This is a genomic window from Sphingorhabdus contaminans, from assembly GCF_007280415.1.
Classification (GTDB): Bacteria; Pseudomonadota; Alphaproteobacteria; order Sphingomonadales; family Sphingomonadaceae; genus Sphingorhabdus_B; species Sphingorhabdus_B contaminans.
The window spans coordinates 1,421,079-1,442,551 of sequence record NZ_VKKU01000001.1 but is presented as its reverse complement, the minus strand read 5'-3'; the positions used below and the strand labels follow the sequence as shown (position 1 = coordinate 1,442,551).

Sequence of the window (21,473 nt, the reverse complement as noted above, 5' to 3'; positions counted from 1 at the left end):
TGGTGACCGCAACCCGCTACCGACGTAACTTGAATAGCCCGACGAACGAAGGCATAAGCGTTGAAATAAAATTACAATGGATTGCGTCGTATTAACCATGACCAATCCCCAATTTCGTGGGCTCAGGAGTAGAATTCATGGCTGTTGCCAAAGCATCAAAAACTGTCGCTAAAACAGATGCCACCTTGTTGAAAGCGATGGCATCCGCCTTCGCGGACAGCGCCCTTCCGGGAGAGAATGAAGGGTTTGATGCCAAAGCCTGCGAAGAAGCGGCGCGATTCACCTTGCAGGTTGCGCAGCAACGCAAGGTGGGCAATGCCGCTCTCGCGCTCGACAGCTTTACCGATCCACATGGCCGTCTGACGATGCGCATCGCGATAAACAATGACGATATGCCATTTCTGGTGGATTCGATTTCCGCGGCGGTCGCGGCAAAGGCTATCGGTGTTAAGCGGCTGATCCATCCGGTGCTGAGCACGGTGCGCGACGATGCGGCCGTGCTGCAATCGGTCAGCCGGAAACGCGATTCGTCGGCCACCCGCGAATCGTTCATCTATCTCGAGACGGACCGCGTTGATGCCAAGGAACGTCGCGCGCTTGAAGAAAATCTGCACGCCGTTTTGCGCGATGTGCGCGGCGCGGTGACCGATTGGCGCAAGATGTTGGGCGCCATGTCCGAAGATGCCGACAGTCTGCCCGATGGCGAAGGCGCAGCGCTTGTCCGCTGGTTCCTTGAAAACAACATGACCGTGCTTGGTCATGAAAATCTTTCGCGGGACGGCAAACGGTCGAAGCGTCTGGGTCTTTCGCGCGTCAGCAACGATGCGATCCTGTCGGAACAGAGCATCGGCCTTGCCATCAAATGGTTTGAAGAAGGCGGCAGCGCGCCGCTGATCCTGAAGGCCAACCGCGTATCGAGCGTGCACCGCCATGTGCAACTGGATCTGGTCGTCGTTCCGGTGCGCGAGGGAAGCACGATTACTGGTCTGTCGATTACCGCAGGTCTGTGGACCAGCGCAGCGCTCGCGACCGCGCCTGACCGTATCCCTGTCCTGCGCACCCATCTTGCTACGTTGATGGAACGCTTCGGCTTTGACCCGTCGGGCCATGCCGGCAAGGCGATGACGCATGTGCTGACGTCGCTGCCGCATGATTTGCTGGTGTCGCTGAAGCTGGCGGAGTTGGAGCGCGTGACGCTCACCGCCATGTCATTGACCGACCGGCCACGGCCCAAATTGCTCGCGATCCGTTCGCCATTGGGACGGCATCTCTATATTTTCGTCTGGTTGCCGCGCGACGATGTGTCGACCGGAATGCGCAAACAGATCGAAGATATGCTCACCGGGGCCACGGGGGGCGGGCTGCTGGGCTGGTCGATCAGCCTCGAAGATGGCGGCATCGCGCTGCTGCGCTACACGCTCGACCTTCCGGACCGCGACCAGAAGGTCGACGAAGCCAAGCTTGACGACAAGCTGGAATTGATGGTCCGTGGATGGGAACCTGCGGTTGAGGCCTCGCTTGCCCGCCTGACCGACGAAAAGCGCGCTGCCGCGATGATCGTCCGTTACGGGGCATTGTTCCCCAATAATTACCGTACCAGCTACAGTTCCGACGAAGCGGCCCGCGATATGCTCGGCCTGTTGCAGATGGAACGGGACCATAGCAAAGTCACCCGCCTTTCCAGCGACGGGGAAATGCTGCGTCTGAAAGTGTTCAGCCAGGGCGGTGCCATGCCGTTGAGCGATATGGTGCCTGCGCTGGAAAATTTCGGTTTCGACGTCCTGGAAGAATCGCCAACGGCCCTGAGCGACGGCAATTATATTCATGACTTCCGTCTTGGCCTGCGCGGTGGTGATGTCGCCAGTGTGATGGAACGCGCCTCCATATTGGAAGGTGCATTGACCCAGGTTCTCGACGGCAAGGCCGAGAATGACGTTTTCAACCAATTGGTCACCGTGGCTGCGCTGTTGCCGCAATCGGTGATCCTGCTGCGCGCCTGGTACCGTTATCTGCGCCAGACCGGTGTGACCTACGGCATGCCGACGGCGGTGGCGGCCCTGTCCAAAAATGCAGGTATTACCCGCGCGATCATCAACCTGTTCCATGCACTGCACGATCCCGCCTTGTCGGGCGACCGGGAAAAGGATTCGGCTAAATATATCAAGGCGATAGAATCAGGTCTTTCGGCAGTTTCTGCGATTGATGAGGACCGCATATTGCGCCGTTATCTGGGCGTGGTGCGTGCGACATTGCGGACCAACGCCTTTGCACCTGCTGGCGCCGATGCGCTTGCGTTCAAGCTCGACAGTGCGAAGGTTCCGGGCTTGCCCGCGCCGCTCCCCTGGCGCGAAGTCTTTGTATATTCGCCCCGCGTCGAAGGCATCCACTTGCGCGCCGGTCCGGTTGCCCGTGGCGGCCTGCGCTGGTCCGATCGCCGCGATGATTTCCGCACCGAGGTGCTTGGCCTGATGAAGGCACAGCGCGTCAAGAATGCGGTGATTGTTCCAACAGGGGCAAAGGGCGGTTTTTATCCCAAGAAGCTTCCCGATATGCGGGTTGACCGTGATGCCTGGTTTGCGGAAGGCACCGAAAGCTATCGCCTGTTCATCCGCACATTGCTGTCGATCACCGACAATATCGTGAACGACAAGGTGGTGCACCCCGACCAGGTCGTCATCCATGACGGTGAAGATCCCTATTTCGTGGTCGCGGCCGACAAGGGAACGGCAACCTTCTCCGACACGGCCAACGCCATCGCGCTGGAGCGTAATTTCTGGCTGGGCGATGCCTTCGCCAGCGGCGGCTCCGTCGGTTATGACCATAAGGCGATGGGCATCACGGCCAAGGGCGGCTGGCTTTCGGTACAGCGGCATTTTGCCGAAATGGGCATCAATGTGCAGAAGGAACCTGTGACCGTCGCCGGTGTCGGGGACATGTCGGGCGACGTGTTCGGCAATGGCATGCTGCTGTCCAAGGCGTTGAAAGTGGTGGCGGCATTTGACCACCGCCATATCTTCTTCGACCCCGATCCCGATCCTGCAGCAAGCTGGAAAGAGCGTCAGCGCCTGTTCAACCTGCCGCGCTCAAGCTGGCTGGATTATGATCCCAAGCTGATTTCCAAGGGCGGCGGTGTTTTTGCCCGCAGCGAAAAGAGCATCAAGACAACGCCGGAAATACGCGCCCTACTGGGAATTGATGCCAAGGAAATCGAACCTTCGGAACTGATGACCGCCATATTGAAGGCGCCTGTCCAACTGCTGTGGTTTGGCGGTATCGGAACCTATATCAAGGACAAGAGCGAAAGCCATCTGGACGTGGGCGATCCCGGAAACGACGCCATCCGCGTCAACGGTGCCGACGTGCGGGCGCAGGTTATCGGCGAAGGCGCCAATCTGGGTGTGACGCAGGCAGGACGTATCGGCTTTGCCTTGCGCGGCGGGCGTATCAACACCGACTTTATCGACAACAGCGCCGGCGTTGATTGTTCCGATAATGAGGTGAACATCAAAATCGCCCTCAACGCCGAAATGCGTGCCGGTAAGCTGAAGGAACCGGTCCGCAACAAATTGCTGGCCGATATGACCGATGCGGTCGCGCATCTGGTGCTGGAGGATAACCGCCTGCAGACGCTGGCGCTGTCCATTGCCGAAACCGGCGGGGCAGGCGATTTGCCCGCTTATGTCCGGTTGATCGAAACCTTTGAAAGCACAGGCCGTCTGGACCGTGTTGTCGAAGGTATCGCCCCCAATGACGAGCTTTTCCGCCGCGCAAGCGAGGGCAAGGGTCTGACCCGGCCCGAACTGGCCGTATTGCTGTCCACCGCGAAACTGGCGGCGCAGGATGGTGTTGAGGCCGCGCCGCTTGCTCTCGACCCGTCGATGGAAGGCGAACTGCTCGCGGCATTCCCCGAGGCTATGGTCAAAAAGCACAAGGCGGCGATTTCGGCGCACCGTCTGCGCAAGGAAATCATCGCGACCAAGCTTGCAAACCGCATGATCAACCGTCTCGGTCTGCTCCATCCGTTCGAATTGGCGGAAGAGGAAGGCTGCGGCCTTGGTGAAGTCGCGGCGGCCTTTGCCATTGCGGAGCGGATCTACGACCTGCCGTCGTTGTGGCAGGCCATTGATACGGCGGAAATGCCGGAATCGACCCGTCTGCTGCTGTTCAACCAGACCGCTGTCGAGGTACGCGCGCAAATGGCCGACCTGATCCGCAATGCGGCCGAGGGACGCGATGTGGGTGCGGCAACCGCGCTATACAGCCCGGTTGTTCAGAAATTGTCGGGGTCGCTCGATAGCCTTCTGCCCGCCGATGTCCGCCACCAGACCGAAAGCTTTGGTGCACGGCTGGTCGACCATGGCGCGCCCCGCAAGATTGTGGACCGTCTGGTGCAACTGGCTCAGCTTGACGGCGCGATCGGACTTGCCGCGCTGTCGGCGACGCAGAAGGCTGATGTTACCGCACTGACGCAGGCCTTTACCGCGCTGGGCGACGCGCTGGGCATTGGCTGGGCGCAGGGGACCGCGATGCAGATGGATCCGCATGACCCGTGGGAGCGTCTGCTCGTCGCCGGACTGGCGCGTGATTTCCAGGCCATGCGCCTCGACTTCCTGCGCCGCCGTGCCGCGAAGAAGCCGCTGGCCGACACGCAGGGCTGGGTTGCGGATAACGAAAGCCGCGTCCGCTCGTTCAAGGCGATGGTTGATCGCGCCCGTATGGCCGGAATGCCAACGCCCGCCATGCTCGCGCAGATCGCCGGACAGGCGCGGGTCCTGCTGGGAAGATAAGCTGGAGATGCCGAACGGCGGGGTGATCGGCAAGGATTATTCCGCCGCTTCGCTCTCCATCGCCCGTTTGTAGATGCTGTTCAGCGGATATTTGAACAGCTTCATCACCATAGGTTCGAAAAATTCGAGCGGCAGGGTATCGTAATCCGGGTCGAATGCGGGGCAGTCATATTTGTCGATAAATTCTTCGGTGTCGGCAAACCATTGGTGCCCCCGGAACTGTTCGCGCATATTGCGGTCGAGCCCGAGATGGTGGAAGAAATTATGTCCCTGGAAGATGCCGTGATGCTGCACAATCCAGTGCAGCTTTTCAGACACGAAGGGTTTCAGGATGGCCGCCGCGATATCGGGGTGGTTGGCCGCGCCTAATGTGTCGCCGATATCGTGCAGCAGGGCCATGACGACATAGTCCTCATCCCGCCCGTCGCGATGGGCGCGGGTCGCGGTTTGCAGCGAATGGGTCAGCCGGTCCACCGCAAAGCCGCCAAAATCGCCGTCGAGCAGCTTCAAATGGTCCAATATCCGCTTTCCGCCATTTTGGGCGAAGGGGATATTGTGCCGCATGATGATCTGCCAATCTTCCTGCGTGCTTTGCGACATGTCGTGAAAAGTGGCGCGATCGTCCTGATTATCCATGTGACTCTTCCTCTCCTTTCCCATGCTATCATGCCTTTTGTGTGAAACAAGGGCTTCATGCGGGCGCAAAATGCGGCTAGATACCTGACCATGGCTGTCCTAGAGTTGTCCGACCAACCTTTCTTTTCGAACAAGAACCGTGCATTCTGGAATTTGCATTCAGCTGGTTGGGGCGGGGCGACTGCACTGTATGCAGTAACCGTTATTGCCAATGGACAGCCTTTGAGCTTCCTAGTTCCCGTGCTGATTTCTGCCGTAACTGGATACTCAATCACACTAATATTGTCGGTAGTTTATCGTTATGTAATTGAAAAGCAACCAATCGTTACTTGGGGAGCCACCCTACTTTCAGTTGTGCTGGCTTCATTAGTGTATGCCTATCTTGATACTTGGGTGGTTCAAACCATTCGTGGGGGAGCAGATGATACACCGTTTGCGCAACTGTTGCTGGGTGCGATCTTCAAGGACGGCCTTCTCGTAGGGGCATGGTCGGCGCTCTATTACGCGATCAACTATTTCGTCCGCGCCGAAGAGCAGGCGGACCAGATGATGCGGCTGGAGGCGCAGGCGACCAGCGCGCAGCTGACGATGCTGCGGTATCAGCTCAACCCCCATTTCCTGTTCAACACGCTCAATAGCATCTCCACGCTGGTCCTCCTCAAACAGACCGAGCAGGCGAACGCCATGCTGTCGCGCCTGTCGTCCTTCCTGCGCTTCACCCTCATCAACGAGGCGGCAGCGAAGGTGCCGCTGACACAGGAGATCGAGACGCTGAAACTCTATCTCGATATCGAAAAAATGCGGTTCGAAGAACGGCTGCGCACCTTTTTCAACATTGAACCGGCGGTCGAAAACGCGCTGGTGCCCTCGCTTTTGCTGCAACCGCTGGTGGAAAATGCCATCAAATACGCGGTGACCCCGAAAGAAGAGGGCGCGGACATTTCGGTCACCGCTCAACTCGTCGGCCAAAGGGTTCGCATCACCGTTTCCGATACCGGCCCGGGCTTGCAGCCGGGGCAGCAAGATCACAGCCTGTCCACAGGGGTGGGCATGGCGAACACGCGCGAGCGGCTTTCGCAGGCCTATGGTGACGACCAGCGGTTTGAATATTATGTGAAAGCAAGCGGCGGATTTGAGGTTTTGTTGGAACTGCCTTATCAGACGCGCATTATACCGGTCGAAGACAATCAAGCGGGGGCAACATTACAAGGAATGAAAACCGCATGAGCATTCGTACAATATTGGTTGATGATGAAAAATTGGCCATCCAGGGTCTCGAACTGAGGCTTCAGGCGTTTGACGATATTGAAATCGTTGCCACATGCCATAACGGGCGTGAGGCAATCCGGAAGATCAAGACATTGAAGCCCGATCTGGTCTTTCTCGACATCCAGATGCCCGGATTTGACGGCTTTTCGGTGGTGCAGGGCGTGATGGACATCGATCCCCCGCTCTTTGTATTCGTCACCGCCTATTCGGAACATGCGATCAAGGCCTTTGAGGCGCAGGCGGTCGATTATCTGATGAAGCCGGTCGAGCCGGACCGGTTGGCCGACACCATGGAACGCGTCCGTACCCGGCTGGCCAACAAGCGCAATACGGACGAGCTGGAACGGCTGCGCACTGTCATCAACGAAGTTGCGCCCAATGCCGCCGACAATCTGGGACCGATCGATGACGATGTATCGTCCACGCGCTTTGAAAAGCTGATCAATGTGAAGGATCGCGGCCAGATTTTCCGTGTCGACGTGGAAAGCATCGAGCGGATCGACGCCGCGGGCGACTATATGTGCATCTACACCGCGGACAATTCGCTGATCCTGCGCGAGACGATGAAGGATCTGGAAAAACGCCTCGATCCCCGCACGTTCCAGCGGGTGCACCGCAGCACCATCGTCAATCTGGACCAGGTGCGTCAGGTCAAACCGCACACCAATGGCGAATGTTTCCTCGTGCTTGAATCCGGCGCGCAGGTGAAGGTCAGCCGGTCCTACCGCGACGTTGTCGCACGTTTCGTACATTAAAAAGGGAGAATAGGGATGGCCGAAGCCGACGCGTCACCGCGCATGAAAGCCAGCGACTTCCATCCCTATATCCTCGAAATTTTTGACGGTTATGTGCATGGCAAGCTGACCAAGCGCGAATTCATCCGGGAGGCGGGCAAGTTCGCCGCCGCCGGTGTCACCGGCCTGATGATCCTGCAGCAACTCGCGCCCGATTATGCGCTGGCGCAGCAGGTAAAGGCCGATGATCCGGCGATCGTCACACAGCGGGTGACGGTGCCCAGCCCCGAGGGCCATGGCAGCATCAACGGCCTGCTCGCCCGGCCGGTCAAGGCAAAGGGCAAATTGCCTGCGGTATTGGTCATCCACGAAAACCGCGGCCTCAACCCCTATATCGAGGATGTCGCGCGGCGTCTGGCCAAGGCCGGATATCTGGCGCTCGCCCCCGATGGCCTTTCCTCGGTCGGCGGATATCCCGGCAATGACGACAAGGGCCGGGAATTGCAGGCCAAGCTCAATCCCGCCAAATTGCTGGAGGATTTTTTCGCCAGCTTTGAATATCTGCGCGATCATAAGGATAGCACGGGCAAGGTCGGTGCCGTCGGCTTCTGCTATGGCGGCGGCGTCTGCAATGCGCTCGCCGTGGCCTATCCCGACCTCGGCGCATCGGTCCCCTATTATGGCCGCCAGCCCAAGGCCGAAGAAGTCCCCGCCATCAAGGCCCCGTTGCTGATCCATTATGCCGAAGCGGACGAACGCATCAACGCAGGCTGGCTACCCTATCAGGCGGCGCTGATTTCCAACCAGAAACGCTATGAAGTGCATTTCTACCCCGGCACGCAGCACGGTTTCCACAATGACAGCACGCCGCGTTACGACAAAGCGGCGGCAGAGCTGAGCTGGTCGCGGACTTTGGCCTTTTTCAAGGCGAATTTGAGCGGGTGAGGCGTCCTGTTTCTTTTTTCGTCAGAAGGAAAAAGGGAATAAGGAAAAAGACGCCCTCTCTCCATTAAGGGAGAGAAGGGAATGATGTCTGTTAACGGGAAATCCAAATCGAAACTGGACTATCAGGACACGACAACATTGCGGACATAGGAATAGCGGTTTGAAAGCGCCTGTATTTACATGATGCGAACGCTTGCCTGTCGCCCCTCATAGCTGCTTGAACCAAATGTTGTTGAAGCATAGAACCTTACGAATGAGATCAGCAGCGATCATTTTAACATTGTTTTCGACCGGCTGCGGTTCCGATAAGGTCCTGCCGCCAACTGCTGAACAAGTTTTACCGCAAAATATTGAACAACGTTTGCCTGCAATTGATCGCCGTTGTGCGAAGCTTCCGGGGGAGGATTTCGCCATCAAGCCTTCCAAAGGCGGGACAAACTATTTTCCAGAGTCCTTTGGGAAGCCAGCACAGGTTTGCGAACACAAAGGTTACCCCGAGTGTTTCCCTACAATTTATGATTTCGAAAATGAATGGTATTCCAAGCACTGGGATGCGGCTGGCGAGCCTTCGCTTTACGAGCGATCCACCAAAACTATTTCGGCAGAAGCATCGACGCTGCGGTTTACTTGGCTGCCCACTTTTGACCATCCTGTGATTGTCCGCATAGAGCGGTCGGGCAGTAACGCCCGATTGGTTGCGAAGAAGCTGTCTGGTCAAGGCGGATATGAACCGGGAACCATCGAGCGGGAAATAGATCGCCCCCTTACATCTTTGGAGTTAGCGAAACTTGACTTAATCTTATCCAAAACGAAAATTCTCGAACTGCGGGCAACAAACTGCGATCTCGGAACAGATGGTAGCCAGTGGATCGTGGAAGGCGTCGATTCCAAAGGCTATGTTTTCGTCAATCGCTTTTCGCCGGACATAGGGCCGGTCCGTGCCTTTGGCGACTTCGCGCTGAATCTCACCGGATGGGATGTCGGGGGAAGATACTGAACTAAATCCTATTGTGCTGTACGTCGGCGGCTTTCGGGAAATATGCAACTAAAGCGGACCTTCAGGACACGACAACTTACCTGCCGTTGCTTGAAGTTTTGAACTTAAAATCGGCTTTCCGCTATTTCGTATAAAATACCCGCTCTTGCTGCTTCGCTGTCTAACAAACCGAGCATATTGGGATAGCGCAACCTCGTGACGTAGAGGGCTACCAGTTGATCCGAATGCCTCTCAGCGCCATCGCAAATACGAAGGACCTTAGACATAAATTCTTCATCCAGATCTGTTTCGGTCTTGCCAGTCCAGATGCGTATCGTGGTGTTTTCGGATTTTTCAACAACTTCAATGTCTTTTGCGTCGCTGACAACTATCTTATCACCAATCGAGAGCCCGTATAAAAAGAAAGGTATGCAACAGACTATAAAAGTATTTTCGCTTACTACCTTACCCCACATCTGCTCCCACTCATCGGGTTCACATTCAGTAGGGATCTTGCATCGAAAAATATAATCAGCTTTGTCTTTCCAAGCCGGATGGACGTGCGTGAAGATTATGTCGGAACTTGCATTTTTCATCGACCTACTCCACTGAAAATCTGGATATCCTGACCGGTCTTTAGAGTTAATGGTATCAGAATGTTGGTTGCCGATAAGTTTACGGCATGTCAGCTTCCCACAACATTATGGTCATAATGACCGTGGTTCTTTGGCGTTTGAGTCAGACGTTTAGGAAACGATAACATTGCCGACATAAGTAGGTTTCCCAACATATGCGTATTAAGCTGACCAGGCAATTTTTAGGATTAAGTGTTGAGCAAGGAACCCAATCATTTGCTTTCAGCGTTTGTAGCTTGGGCATGCTCACAGCAGCAACAATTGTTGCATCAAGGCAGCGCGCTCGTGACTAGAGTGGAAGTGTGCAAGGCAACAAATAACAGAGCAGTTACCTTCACCGTTGAGCGACCGAGAATAGAATCGAACGGTTGGATTGGTGGCGATGTGGAGGAGTTTGGGAGGCTCACGGTTTGGGAAAATGGATGCGCCGATGCGGAGTGGGCAAACCTTTGCAATGTGGATGGGGCATTTGTCGAACCGATTTATCAGGAACATTGGGACAAACTAGATCAACAGATGATCGGCATCGCATTTCAAACGTTCACAGCACAGTTTGAACGCGCCGCAAGCTAATGTCCGCTTCCCGCAACATTTCAGACATTCCCGCTGCCCGCCCAGTACAATGAAAGCGGTCATCCATTCAGCTCAAGTCTGACCAAATCTTAGTGCCAGAGGATTATCTGGAAGAAAGAAGAGAAAGAAGAAAGGCGAGCCGGATGTGGGATGCGGGATGCATTTCAACCTGCTTTTTTCCTTCTTTCTCTTTTTTTCTTCTGACGAAAAAATCGGCACGACCCATCCACCAGCGCAAGGCAATTTGTGCAGGGTCATTCTTTTTCGTCGAACCGGCCCCTCTCCCGTTGGGAGAGAGGCTTTTCAGCTTTAAAATAACCGTCATCCTGAACTCGTTTCACCTTCGGTGACTACGTTCCAGGGTCTTAGTCCTGCGACGTTGAAAACTAAGACCCTGAAACAAGTTCAGGGTGACGAGGCTTTGAAACCCAGGGTGACGGGGGTTTTTAAATTCAGGGTCACGGGTTGGGCGTAAACGACGCCTTCTTCATTTTTTCCCTTTTTCCTTATAGCGAAAAAATCGGCCCAACCTTTCCGCAAACACCACGTTAGCCGCCCTACCGCCGCTCCGCAAAAAAGGCTTTCAGCAACGCCGCTGCCTCATCGGCGGCGATGCCGGCGTAGATTTCCGGCCGGTGGTGTACGGTTGGCTGGTCGAACAGGCGGGGGCCGTGGGTGACGGCTCCGCCTTTGGGGTCGTCGGCTCCGTAATAAAGGCGGGCGATGCGGGCGTGGGCGATTGCGCCGGCGCACATGGCGCAGGGTTCAAGCGTGACCCATAGCTCGCATCCGGTCAGCCGGTCGTTACCCATCGCTGCTGCCGCCTGCCGCAGCGCGATGATTTCGGCGTGGGCAGTGGGATCATGGCTTTCAAGGGGGCGGTTTGCGCCACGTCCTATGATCTGCCCGTCCCGGACCACGATGGCACCCACCGGAACCTCGCCCGATTGCGCGGCCTGACGGGCGAGGGCCAGTGCTTCTTCCATCATTTTGCGGGCATTGGACAAAGACATGTCCTTCCGCTACCCGACAATGGCGCATTTGGCTATATCTGCGACTTGACCTTTCGGGCCCGGAAGGTTAGGGGCAGCGACTTTCGCGGGACAGTGATTCCGCACCACATCTTTTTTAACGGGATAGATATCATGTCGCGCATTTGCGAACTCACCGGCAAGGGCCGTCTGGTCGGCAACAATGTGAGCCACGCCAACAACAAAACCAAGCGTACATTCCTGCCGAATCTGCAGAATGTAACATTGTTGTCGGATACGCTGGAGCAGGGTTACAAGTTCAAGGTATCGACCCACGGTCTGCGTTCAGTTGAACATGTTGGCGGCCTCGACAACTGGTTGCTGAAAACCTCGGACGAGAAGCTTTCGGCCAACGCCCGCAAGGTGAAGAAAGAAATCGCCAAGAAGCAGAAGGCTGCGGCCTGATTTCGGACGGCTGCTTCGGCGGCTGTTTTTTACAGAGATTCAAAACCGGGGGCGGGTTCCGCCTCCGGTTTTTTCTTTTTGTCTCTTTCCGCCAGACGGAATTTCATCAGGACTGTCCGTTGTAAAACGAAGAAATTATTGTCGGAAATCAGCCATATAAAGCTGTTTCCGTCCTTTTCTTCGGTGGCGATCCCTTCCAGATTATCGACCAGCAGCGGTGACGCTAATGTTGCAATGATGCGGCTTTCGACCGTCTTGTCCGGGGCAAGTGATGCAAGGGGGAGCAGGCCGATCTTGGCCGCAAAGCCATTGGGCAGACTGATCGAACGGTGCAGCATCGCGAGGCGGCCGTCGGCTAACTGGACACCGTCGGTCACGCGATAGCCTGCGGGTGGGCGATAGGTGAAGCGGCTGACAACCGAACCTTTTTCCACAGGATCACCGGAAAACAGCAGCGCCGGATGAATTCCATCATCGACACTTTCGGCAATGACGATGAACCGGCCATCGCGCAGGCGAATCAACGCCTCCGCCCCCCGGTTTGCGGGCCAGTCCTGCATTTCCGCAGGGCGGGCAACTCCGCTTACACGCGAAAAGGAGCGGGAGAATCGGCGAATCGCGTGATTTACCTCGTAACTCACCCAAAACTGCCCGCTTTGTGCGTCGTAGGTGATTCCTTCGGTGTCGCGATCCTTGTAATCAAGATCGGGTCCTGTGGAACCGGGCAAGGGGGCGATGAAGGGGCGATCCATCCGTTCATCATTGGAAAGGCCGAATCCGATCAGCGTTCCTGCGTCACTGACACCGATAAATCGGCCATCCGGCAGCCGAGTCAGGGCGGATATGCCGCCGAAATTTTCATTCGGGCTATCCAGTTGCCATGCATTTTCGAAAACAAGCTCCCCGATTCGGCGCGGTCCGGGGTGTGCCGGGTCAAGGTCCAACGGCCGGAACGCGATGTCCTGGCTGTTATTGATGGTGATCGTGCGGACGCCCGCGACCGACAAAATGGCCAGCAAAACGAGGATGAGCGGGCGCTTCAGTCGCGAAATCATAGGACTCCAAGGTTGTTAATCTTAAACGGCATAAACATGAACGAATGATAACAAACGCATTCAGATTAGGCTCAAGACCGGCATTGCATAACAGCATCGTTGGGAAAACACATTGCCCCTGACGTTAAAAGCTGGAGAACAGATATGACACAATTTCGCAAGAGCATTGGCGCACTGGTGCTTGCAGCCACTGCCGTAACCGGCTTTGCCGCAACCCCTGCACAGGCCGGTCGCCACTATGACGACGATGGCTATTACAGCCGCGACGACCGCTATGACCGTTACGACCGCCGCGATTATCGCCGGGGTGACCGTTATTACCGTGGCAACGCACGTTGCGACAAGGGTACAGGCGGTACAATCATCGGTGCGGTTGCAGGTGGCCTGCTGGGTAACGAAGTCGCCCGTCGCGGTAACAAGACCGAGGGCAGCATCATTGGTGCCGCTGTAGGTGCGCTGGCCGGTCGTGCGATCGACAAGGCTGATAGCAACTGCCGCCGTCGTTACCGCTAAACCTTAAGAATTTCACCCCGCGGCGTCCCTGAACCTTCTCAGCCGCGGGGTGAAACCGAACCTCTTCGGGGGTGGGCCAGCATCGTCAGGCGGCGCTGGCCTTTTTCGTTACAACTGAAACTTGTCTGGCCTGCCATAATCCGGCAAAGCGCGGGGCATGACACTGACACTCGACTCCGCCCGCGCCGCCATCCGCCCCTTTCATCGTATGCCGGAGCCCGAGGTGCTGGCGCCGCTGGTTGTCGGCGCGCAAATGGCGGCGCCGGACCGGGATGCGATTGTGGCGATTGCCCGCGACCTGCTGCAGGACCTGCGCGCAGCCCAGTCGGATGGCTGGGTGAACCAGTTTTTGCAGGAATACAGGCTGGGGACGGAAGAGGGGACGGCGCTTCTGTCGCTGGCCGAGGCATTTTTGCGCGTGCCGGACCCGGAGACGGCGGATCTGCTGATCGCCGACAAGCTGACCGATGCGGACTGGCGCGGGCATAAGGGGCAGTCGTCGAGCCTGCTCGTCAACAGCGCGACCTGGGGGCTGGTGCTGGGCAAGGCGGTGCTGGGTGACAGCAACAGTAGCCTGAAACGCCTCATCGCGCGGGCTGGCGAACCCTTTGTGCGGCAGGCCGTGGGCGCGGCGATGCGGCTGATGGGGCAGGTTTTTGTCATGGGCCGGACCATCGACGAAGCCATGAAGCGGATGGAAACCAAGGAAAACCGGGGCTTTACCGCCAGCTTCGATATGCTGGGCGAGGCCGCGCGCACGCGGGCCGATGCCGAGCGCTATTTCGACGCCTATGCCAATGCCATTGCCTCGGTCGGGCAGAATGCGCAGCGCGGGCATAGCGTTTCGGTGAAGCTGTCGGCGCTGCATCCCCGTTACGAAACCGCGCAGGCGGCGACCTGTGTGCCCGAACTTGCCGCGATGGTCCGCGAACTGGCGGGGCAGGCGGCGGCGTTGGGTGTTCAGCTGACGGTCGATGCGGAAGAGGCGGCGCGGCTGGAGATGAGCCTTGAAATCATCGAGCGCGTCGCACGCGATCCTGCGCTCAACGGCTGGGACGGGCTGGGCATGGCGGTACAGGCCTATTCCAAGCGCGCGCGGCCGACCATTGCCTGGGCAAACGCGCTGGGTGCGGAGACGCGGCGGATCATGCAGGTGCGGCTGGTCAAGGGCGCCTATTGGGATAGCGAAATCAAGCATGCGCAGGAACGCGGGCTCAGCGATTTCCCGCTTTTCACCCGCAAGCCGGCGACCGATGTGTCCTACCTTGCCTGCGCCCGCGACATGTTCGACGCCGCGCATATCCGCCCGGCGCTGGCGAGCCATAATGCGCTGACCATCGCGACCATCGTGCACTGGGCCGGCAACCGGCGGGATTTTGAATTCCAGCGGCTGCACGGCATGGGCGAGGGGCTATTCGAGCGGCTGGTGCAGGAGGAAGGCTATCATTGCCGGACTTACGCCCCCGTCGGCGGCCACCGCGACCTGCTCGCCTATCTCGTCCGCCGCCTGCTGGAAAATGGCGCCAACAGCAGCTTTGTCCACCAGCTCGCCGACCAGTCGGTCAGCGAAGACGAATTGCTCGCCGATCCGGTGGAAAAAGTCATGGCGGTCGGCGGCACGCGCCACCCCGCCATCGCCTTGCCCGCAGACCTGTTCCAGCCCGAACGGATGAACAGCCAGGGCCTCGATCTGGACGATGCCGCCATATTGGCCGCAACCGCCAGCGAAATCGCTATCCCTGCAAAGCTTGCCATAGCCGCCGGACCCGGCCCCCATGATGCTGTCAGCCGTGCGCTCGCCGCCTATCCAGCATGGTCGTCGACATCGCTCTACACCCGCGCCGAATGTCTGGACCGCCTGGCCGATCTGATGGAGGAAAACCGGGGCAAGCTGATGGCGCTTGCCGTGCAGGAGGCGAAGAAGACCATCCCCGACGCGCTGTCCGAAGTGCGAGAGGCCATTGATTTTTGCCGCTATTATTCTGCCCGCGCAGTTGCCGATCTGGTGCCGGTCGAGCTGCCCGGGCCGACGGGCGAACGCAATGTGCTGCGCCATGAAGGGCGCGGGGTCTGGATCGCCATTGCCCCGTGGAACTTCCCGCTTGCAATCTTTCTGGGGCAAGTCGCCGCGGCGCTCGTGGCGGGCAACGCGGTGGTCGCAAAGCCCGCCCCGCAAACGCCCGCCATCGCTGCCTTTGCCGTTTCACTCGCGCATCAGGCGGGTGTGCCCGACGACGTGCTGCAGCTTGTTACCGGCGCGGGCGATGTCGGTGCGCAACTGACCTCGGACAACCGGATTGCCGGTGTCGTGTTCACAGGGTCAGTCCCGACGGCCAAGGCCATTGCCCGCAACCTCTTGCTCGACGACGACCGGCCTCTGGTGCCGCTGATCGCCGAAACGGGCGGATTGAACGCGATGATCGTCGATTCCACCGCATTGTCGGAGCAGGTCGTGCGCGATGTCATCATCTCCGGCTTCCAGTCTGCTGGACAACGCTGTTCCGCGCTGCGCCTGCTGCTGTTGCAGGAAGATATTGCAGACCATACGCTCGAAATGCTGCGCGGTGCGATGGATTGCCTGAATGTCGGCGACCCGTCCGATCCGGCGACCGATATCGGTCCTGTCATTGACCAGGCATCGTACGACAAATTGATGGCCTATCGCCAAAGCGTGAAAGACCGCATCTTCCACAGCGTGACCGTTCCGGCCAAGGGCCTGTTCGTTCCGCCCACGGTCATCCGGCTAGATGACCTTGACCAGTTGCAGAATGAATGGTTCGGCCCGCTCGTTCACGTGGCGACATGGAAGGCCGGAACGCTGGACGCAACGGTGCAACGCGTAAATGCCAAGGGCTTCGGCCTGACCATGGGCCTTCACAGCCGCATCGCACGCAGCAGTGAAGCCGTCGAGCAGATGGCGCGGGTCGGCAATCTCTACATCAACCGCTCCATGATCGGCGCGGTCGTGGGCAGTCAGCCCTTTGGCGGGGAGGGGCTATCGGGCACCGGCCCGAAAGCCGGCGGTCCGCACTATCTTTACCGTTTCTGCGCCGAGCGCACGACCAGCACGGATACAACAAGCGCCGGCGGTAACGCCTCGCTTCTGTCGCTGGAGGATGAGGTTTAGAAACCGGACGGCTAAAGGTCCGGCCAGAAGTGCCGTTTAATGAATGGTGCCCAATGTCGTTTCGATGCTGAGCATGATGATCAGCCGTTCGATCTGGCGCCAGCGGCAATAATGCAGGTGGTTGCCTACATTGCGGCTCGCCTCGGCCCGGTCAGCCGCCTCCAGTCCGGCGGTTTTACCAAATTGGTCGATCAGCGCCTCTGCTTCGACAACATCACGCGGTTCGACATAGAGCGGCAAAAACATAGGCTGGTCAGGCTTTCTCTTGGGTTTCGGGTGGCAGACAGGCCCGGGTGAAACGGCCTGTCTGCAAGAACGCTGATAACGCGGGGGCGTGGCCGTTCCGTCAAAGCACTTGGTTAGCGAATATTAAGCACGATGTTCCCGCTTGCCTGTCATGCGGCATTGGTGGCAAAGGGACGGCATGTCTGAAACCAACAACAGCCAACCCCGCCTCGCCGGTGGTATATTCATCGCACTCGGCCTGCTTCTCGGCGCCATCGGTGGCGTCGCCCTGAACGAACCTTCCGCAGGTATGATGATCGGCTTTGGGGCTGGCGTGGCTATCGCGCTGGTGGTTTGGCTGTTCGACCGCAAGCGGGCCTGAGAGGATTTAAGCCATGTGGAAACATGTACGTAACATAGTTTTGATTTTCATCGTCCTTGGCCTGATCGGTGTCTGGTTCCTGACCCGCCCGGACGAGGCAAAGCTTCCGCTTGCGGCGCTGGAAGGGCCGAAACCCGAATTGACGCAGCCCCGTCCGGAAATGTTTCCGACCATCAATGTTGCCGATGTCGACCGCTGGAAAGCGGGTGAGGCACCAGTCGCGGCACCCGGTCTTGTCGTCGAACGTTTTGCAGACGGGCTGGACCATCCCCGTAATCTCTATGTTCTGCCCAATGGCGATGTGCTGGTGGCCGAAACCAACTCGCCACCACGCGATGGCGGCGGACTGGAAGGCATGGTCATGCGCTGGCTGCTGGGCAAGGCGGGGGCTGGCGTCCCGTCGGCCAACCGCATCAGCCTGCTGCGTGACGCCGATGGCGATGGCAAGGCGGAACTTAAAACGCCCTATATCACCGGCCTTAACTCCCCATTCGGCATGGTTCTCGTCGGTGACACGCTTTATGTCGCCAATACCGATGCCGTGCTGGCCTTCCCCTATAAGGAAGGTGAGACAAGCATCACCGCCAAGGGACGTGAAGTGACCAAGCTTAACGCCATGGCCCCCAATAACCATTGGACGCGCAACTTGGCCGCGTCGCCCGATGGCAAGAAACTCTACATATCGGTCGGTTCGAACAGCAATATCGCCGAACGCGGGATGGAGGTCGAACGGGGCCGTGCCATGGTGCTCGAACTCGATCTGGCGACAGGCAAGAAGATGCCTTACGCTTCGGGTCTGCGTAATCCGGTGGGCCTTGACTGGGACAAGTCGGGCCGCCTTTGGACCGTCGTCAACGAACGCGACATGCTGGGTTCCGATCTGGTTCCCGATTATCTGGCCCTTGTTGAATTTGGTGCCGACTATGGCTGGCCGCAGCATTATTGGGGCGGCTTTACCGACGCCCGCGTGTCGCCGCCCAAGCCCGAAAAGCGCGAATATGAACGCCGTCCGGACTATGCCCTGGGTGCTCACACCGCTCCTCTGGGTCTGGCCTTTGGCTATAATGCGAAGCTTGGCGCATCGCTGACCGAAGGTGCATTTGTTGCCCGGCACGGATCGTGGAACCGCAAACCGGCCTCGGGTTATGATGTGATCTTCGTTCCCTTCCCCAAAGGTGAGCCCGTCGGCAAGCCGGTGCGTGTGCTGACCGGTTTTCTGGACAAGGACGGCAATGCTCAGGGGCGGCCGACGATGCTGACGGTGGCGAAGGATGGATCTTTGCTGGTCAGCGATGATGTCGGCAATATTGTCTGGCGGGTGAAGGCCAAGGGTTGAGGTGTTGGCGATAGTCCCTGTATAAAGTTACCTTGGGGACTGTTCCTGTAATCCATTTTTCCTCGTCACCCTGAACTTGTTTCAGGGTCCATTTCTCAGTTTAAATCTGATGCGTCCGTGCAAGCCAAGTGATGACGCATGGTTGGGGTGCTTTTCGAGCGGGAGGCTTGGCCGCAAAATAGGCCCTGAAACAAGTTCAGGGTGACGGCGTTTGATTGAGAAAGAAGTCGGAAAAGATAATCCTAAATCTTCCGCCCCGCGCGTCCGGCGAGTTCGACCGTATAATGCCAGGCAACCCGGCCGGACCGGCCACCGCGTTGGTGGGCGAAGGCGAGGGCGTCGGCTTCGTCCCAGTCGAGGTCGAAATGGCTGGCATAGGCCGCGACCATCGACACATAGGCTTCCTGATCGGCATATTGAAAGCCGAGCTTAAGACCGAACCGGTCAGCAAGCGCGAGGCTGTCGTCGATATTGTCGCGGGCATTGATGGCGTCGGTTTGCTCGGCCATGGAACGGTCGACGATATTCCGCCGATTTGAAGTCACGTAAAGCCGCACATTGTTCGGACGGGCCTCGGCGCCGCCTTCCAAAAGCGAGCGGAGCAGGCGCGGGCCGTTGTCATGAGTGTCAAAGGCAATGTCATCGACAAACAGGATGAACCGGCGGCCTGAAATGGACAATTCTTCGAAAAGCTGGGGCAGGGTGGCCAAATGTGCCGAAGATGCCTCGACCAGCGCGACAAAAAGACCCTCTTTCTGCAATTCCCCGACAACGGATTTGACCAGCGCCGATTTCCCCATGCCGCGCGCACCCCAGAGGAGCACGTCATGCGCGGCCGCACCCGATGCGTGGCGGCGGCTGTTTTCCAGCATATCGTTTTTCTGGCGGTCGACGCCGACGATCAGATCGATCGGCAAAGGGCGAAAATGGTGAACAGGCGCAAGCCTTTTCCCATCCCAATGATAGGCGGGATAGGCCGACAGATCCATCGGCGGGGCAGGCGGGGGCGACAGTCTTTCGAGCGCTTCGGCGATGCGCTTCAAAATATCCGTGTTCAAGCCGCCATCCCTTCTGCGTCCAGCGCGTACAGCAATTCCGATCCCGCCATGGCGCTGTTCTTAAGGGCGAGGGCCTCTGGCACCATGACGTCCAGATAATAGCGGCAGGCAATGATTTTGCCTGTCAGAAACGCGTTGCTACCGCTCGCCGCCTGTTCGGCCTGTGCGGCCCGCAACTGGCGCAGCATCAGCCAACCCGATGTCGCCACCGCCATCATCTGCGTATAGGCGTAGCTTCCGGCGAGGCGATCGTCGACGGACGCGCCCAGCATCCATTCGGTGACCTCGGCGCATGCACCTGCAACTGTGGCAAGGGACGCGCACTCCTTTGCATCGGCGGCAATGGCCTGCACATGGCGCCGGATGACGTCGCCGCCTTCCATGCCCAGTTTCCGACCCACAAGGTCGGCAGCCTGAATGCCGTTGGTGCCTTCGTAAATCGCGGCGATGCGGATATCGCGATAATATTGGGCAGCGCCTGTTTCTTCGATAAAGCCCATGCCGCCATGCACCTGTATGCCGAGCGAAGCGATTTCGCTGCCAAGGTCCGTCCCATAAGTTTTGGCGAGCGGCGTCAGAAGGTCGACCATTTCGCGCGCGCCGGCCTCACCCAATGCCGCGCGGTCGACATAGCCCGAGGCGAAATAGAGCAGTGCGCGGATGGCCTGTGTTCCTGCCTTCATCCGCAATAACATGCGGCGCACGTCGGGATGCTCAATGATGGCGACAGGGTCACGGGAGGTGCCACCGGCTTTGGCCGACTGCACACGCTCTTGCGCGAACGCAATCGCCTTTTGGGTCGCGGCCTCGGCAATTTGCACGCCCTGCAACCCGACATTCAGGCGGGCATTGTTCATCATGGTGAACATGGCGCGCATGCCGCCAAATTCGGGGCCGATCAATTCACCGACACATTCGCCTTCCTCGCCAAAGGCAAGGACGCAGGTGGGGGAGGCATTGATGCCCATTTTATGTTCGATGGATACTACTTTGATATCATTCGCCTTGCCAATGCCCCCATCGGCGGTCAGCTGGTATTTCGGGACGAGGAACAGCGAAATTCCCTTGGTTCCTGCCGGCGCATCGGGCGTACGGGCGAGCACGAGGTGGACGATATTTTCGACCATGTCATGGTCGCCAAAGCTGATATAGATTTTCTGGCCGCGGATCTGGTAGCGGCCGTCACCCAAGGGGGTTGCGGTGGCGCGCAGGGCGCCCACGTCTGACCCGGCCTGCGGCTCGGTCAGGTTCATGGTGCCGCTCCACTCCGCCGTGGACAATTTGGGCAGATAGGCGGCTTTCTGGGCATCCGAACCATGGTGGTTGATGGCCTCGATCGCGCCAACCGACAAAATCGGGCACAGCGCAAAGGCCATGTTGGCAGCACCAAGGGAATCCAGCGCGACGGTCGCCATGCTGAAAGGCAGGCCCTGTCCGCCAAACTCGGACGGCGCGTTGATCGATCCCCAGCCATTGGCGACATAGGATTGATAGGCGGCGACGAACCCGTCGGGCATGACGACCTTTCCGTCGATCAGCCGCGCCCCGACCACATCACCAATGCGGTTGAGCGGTGCAAATTCATTGGCGGCAAATTCGCCAATCCCCTCGACAATGGCCTGCACCACATCGGCGGTTGCGTCGGCGAAACGGCCATGTTGGGCCAGCGCATCAATCCCGGTAATATGCTTCAAAACGAAGAGTTGTTCGGCGATGGGGGCAGCAAAGGTCATGGGATGAAAAAATTCCTGTGAAAGCGGGTTGCTCAGCGCCTATAGACCGAACC

General features: G+C 58.2%; 19 protein-coding genes. 11 read left to right on the top strand and 8 right to left on the bottom strand.

Features of this window, described 5'->3' with window-relative positions; translation table 11 throughout:
- Positions 1–137: 137 nt before the first annotated feature.
- Positions 138–4,787 carry an NAD-glutamate dehydrogenase gene (locus FOM92_RS06940; protein WP_143776023.1) on the top strand — a complete coding sequence of 1,550 codons (4,650 nt, stop codon included), beginning with the start codon at positions 138–140 and terminating at the stop codon, positions 4,785–4,787.
- A gap of 36 nt (positions 4,788–4,823) precedes the next feature.
- On the opposite strand, the gene FOM92_RS06935 is transcribed toward FOM92_RS06940, so the two are convergent.
- Complete coding sequence (locus FOM92_RS06935; protein WP_143776022.1) at positions 4,824–5,423, bottom strand: HD domain-containing protein; 600 nt, start codon at positions 5,421–5,423, stop codon at positions 4,824–4,826.
- Positions 5,424–5,513: 90 nt separating this feature from the next.
- On the opposite strand from FOM92_RS06935, the gene FOM92_RS06930 reads away from it, so the two are divergent.
- The 4 genes from FOM92_RS06930 to FOM92_RS06915 all read left to right on the top strand — a co-directional run bounded on the left by FOM92_RS06930 (position 5,514) and on the right by FOM92_RS06915 (position 9,368).
- Positions 5,514–6,650: a sensor histidine kinase gene (locus tag FOM92_RS06930; RefSeq protein WP_143776363.1), complete on the top strand. Its 1,137-nt coding sequence runs from the start codon at positions 5,514–5,516 to the stop codon at positions 6,648–6,650.
- Complete coding sequence (locus FOM92_RS06925) at positions 6,647–7,447, top strand: LytR/AlgR family response regulator transcription factor (protein WP_143776021.1); 801 nt, start codon at positions 6,647–6,649, stop codon at positions 7,445–7,447. Before FOM92_RS06930 ends, FOM92_RS06925 begins: the two co-directional genes overlap by 4 nt.
- Before the next feature lie 15 nt (positions 7,448–7,462).
- The gene (gene yghX, locus FOM92_RS06920) at positions 7,463–8,371 is read left to right on the top strand and encodes a YghX family hydrolase (protein WP_143776020.1); all 909 of its coding nucleotides are present in this window, start codon (positions 7,463–7,465) and stop codon (positions 8,369–8,371) included.
- A gap of 253 nt (positions 8,372–8,624) precedes the next feature.
- Positions 8,625–9,368, top strand: coding sequence for a hypothetical protein (locus FOM92_RS06915; RefSeq protein ID WP_143776019.1), 744 nt, complete (start codon positions 8,625–8,627; stop codon positions 9,366–9,368).
- Positions 9,369–9,472: 104 nt separating this feature from the next.
- On the opposite strand, the gene FOM92_RS06910 is transcribed toward FOM92_RS06915, so the two are convergent.
- Positions 9,473–9,943 carry a DUF4265 domain-containing protein gene (locus FOM92_RS06910; RefSeq protein ID WP_143776018.1) on the bottom strand — a complete coding sequence of 157 codons (471 nt, stop codon included), beginning with the start codon at positions 9,941–9,943 and terminating at the stop codon, positions 9,473–9,475.
- 234 nt (positions 9,944–10,177) lie between these two features.
- Here FOM92_RS06910 and FOM92_RS06905 point away from each other — a divergent pair, with 234 nt between their 5' ends.
- Positions 10,178–10,555, top strand: coding sequence for a hypothetical protein (locus tag FOM92_RS06905; protein ID WP_143776017.1), 378 nt, complete (start codon positions 10,178–10,180; stop codon positions 10,553–10,555).
- A 103-nt stretch (positions 10,556–10,658) separates the two neighbouring features.
- Here the strand turns inward: FOM92_RS06905 and FOM92_RS06900 are convergent, their stop codons facing one another.
- Entirely contained in the window at positions 10,659–10,880 is a 222-nt protein-coding gene (locus FOM92_RS06900) for a hypothetical protein (protein ID WP_143776016.1), read from the bottom strand.
- 232 nt (positions 10,881–11,112) lie between these two features.
- A complete protein-coding gene (tadA, locus tag FOM92_RS06895; RefSeq protein ID WP_143776015.1) occupies positions 11,113–11,568 on the bottom strand; it encodes a tRNA adenosine(34) deaminase TadA in 456 nt (151 codons plus the stop codon).
- Positions 11,569–11,700: 132 nt separating this feature from the next.
- Here tadA and rpmB point away from each other — a divergent pair, with 132 nt between their 5' ends.
- On the top strand, positions 11,701–11,991 hold the full coding sequence (gene rpmB, locus FOM92_RS06890; RefSeq protein ID WP_143776014.1) for a 50S ribosomal protein L28: 291 nt from the start codon (positions 11,701–11,703) through the stop codon (positions 11,989–11,991).
- Between the two features lie 29 nt (positions 11,992–12,020).
- On the opposite strand, the gene FOM92_RS06885 is transcribed toward rpmB, so the two are convergent.
- Positions 12,021–13,046: an esterase-like activity of phytase family protein gene (locus FOM92_RS06885; RefSeq protein WP_143776013.1), complete on the bottom strand. Its 1,026-nt coding sequence runs from the start codon at positions 13,044–13,046 to the stop codon at positions 12,021–12,023.
- A 144-nt stretch (positions 13,047–13,190) separates the two neighbouring features.
- Here FOM92_RS06885 and FOM92_RS06880 point away from each other — a divergent pair, with 144 nt between their 5' ends.
- Positions 13,191–13,559: a glycine zipper 2TM domain-containing protein gene (locus FOM92_RS06880; RefSeq protein ID WP_143776012.1), complete on the top strand. Its 369-nt coding sequence runs from the start codon at positions 13,191–13,193 to the stop codon at positions 13,557–13,559.
- A gap of 157 nt (positions 13,560–13,716) precedes the next feature.
- Entirely contained in the window at positions 13,717–16,686 is a 2,970-nt protein-coding gene (locus FOM92_RS06875) for an L-glutamate gamma-semialdehyde dehydrogenase (RefSeq protein WP_143776011.1), read from the top strand.
- A 36-nt stretch (positions 16,687–16,722) separates the two neighbouring features.
- Here FOM92_RS06875 and FOM92_RS06870 read toward each other — a convergent pair whose 3' ends face one another.
- The gene (locus FOM92_RS06870; RefSeq protein ID WP_143776010.1) at positions 16,723–16,932 is read right to left on the bottom strand and encodes a hypothetical protein; all 210 of its coding nucleotides are present in this window, start codon (positions 16,930–16,932) and stop codon (positions 16,723–16,725) included.
- A gap of 178 nt (positions 16,933–17,110) precedes the next feature.
- Between FOM92_RS06870 and FOM92_RS06865 the strand changes: the two genes are divergently transcribed.
- Positions 17,111–17,293, top strand: a complete 183-nt coding sequence (locus tag FOM92_RS06865; RefSeq protein WP_143776009.1) for a hypothetical protein — start codon at positions 17,111–17,113, stop codon at positions 17,291–17,293.
- Positions 17,294–17,306: 13 nt separating this feature from the next.
- Positions 17,307–18,629 carry a PQQ-dependent sugar dehydrogenase gene (locus FOM92_RS06860; RefSeq protein ID WP_143776008.1) on the top strand — a complete coding sequence of 441 codons (1,323 nt, stop codon included), beginning with the start codon at positions 17,307–17,309 and terminating at the stop codon, positions 18,627–18,629.
- Between the two features lie 242 nt (positions 18,630–18,871).
- Here FOM92_RS06860 and FOM92_RS06855 read toward each other — a convergent pair whose 3' ends face one another.
- Positions 18,872–19,687: an ATP-binding protein gene (locus tag FOM92_RS06855; RefSeq protein ID WP_143776007.1), complete on the bottom strand. Its 816-nt coding sequence runs from the start codon at positions 19,685–19,687 to the stop codon at positions 18,872–18,874.
- Positions 19,684–21,420, bottom strand: coding sequence for an acyl-CoA dehydrogenase (locus FOM92_RS06850; protein WP_143776006.1), 1,737 nt, complete (start codon positions 21,418–21,420; stop codon positions 19,684–19,686). The genes FOM92_RS06855 and FOM92_RS06850 overlap by 4 nt, the downstream gene beginning before the upstream one ends.
- Positions 21,421–21,473: the final 53 nt, after the last annotated feature.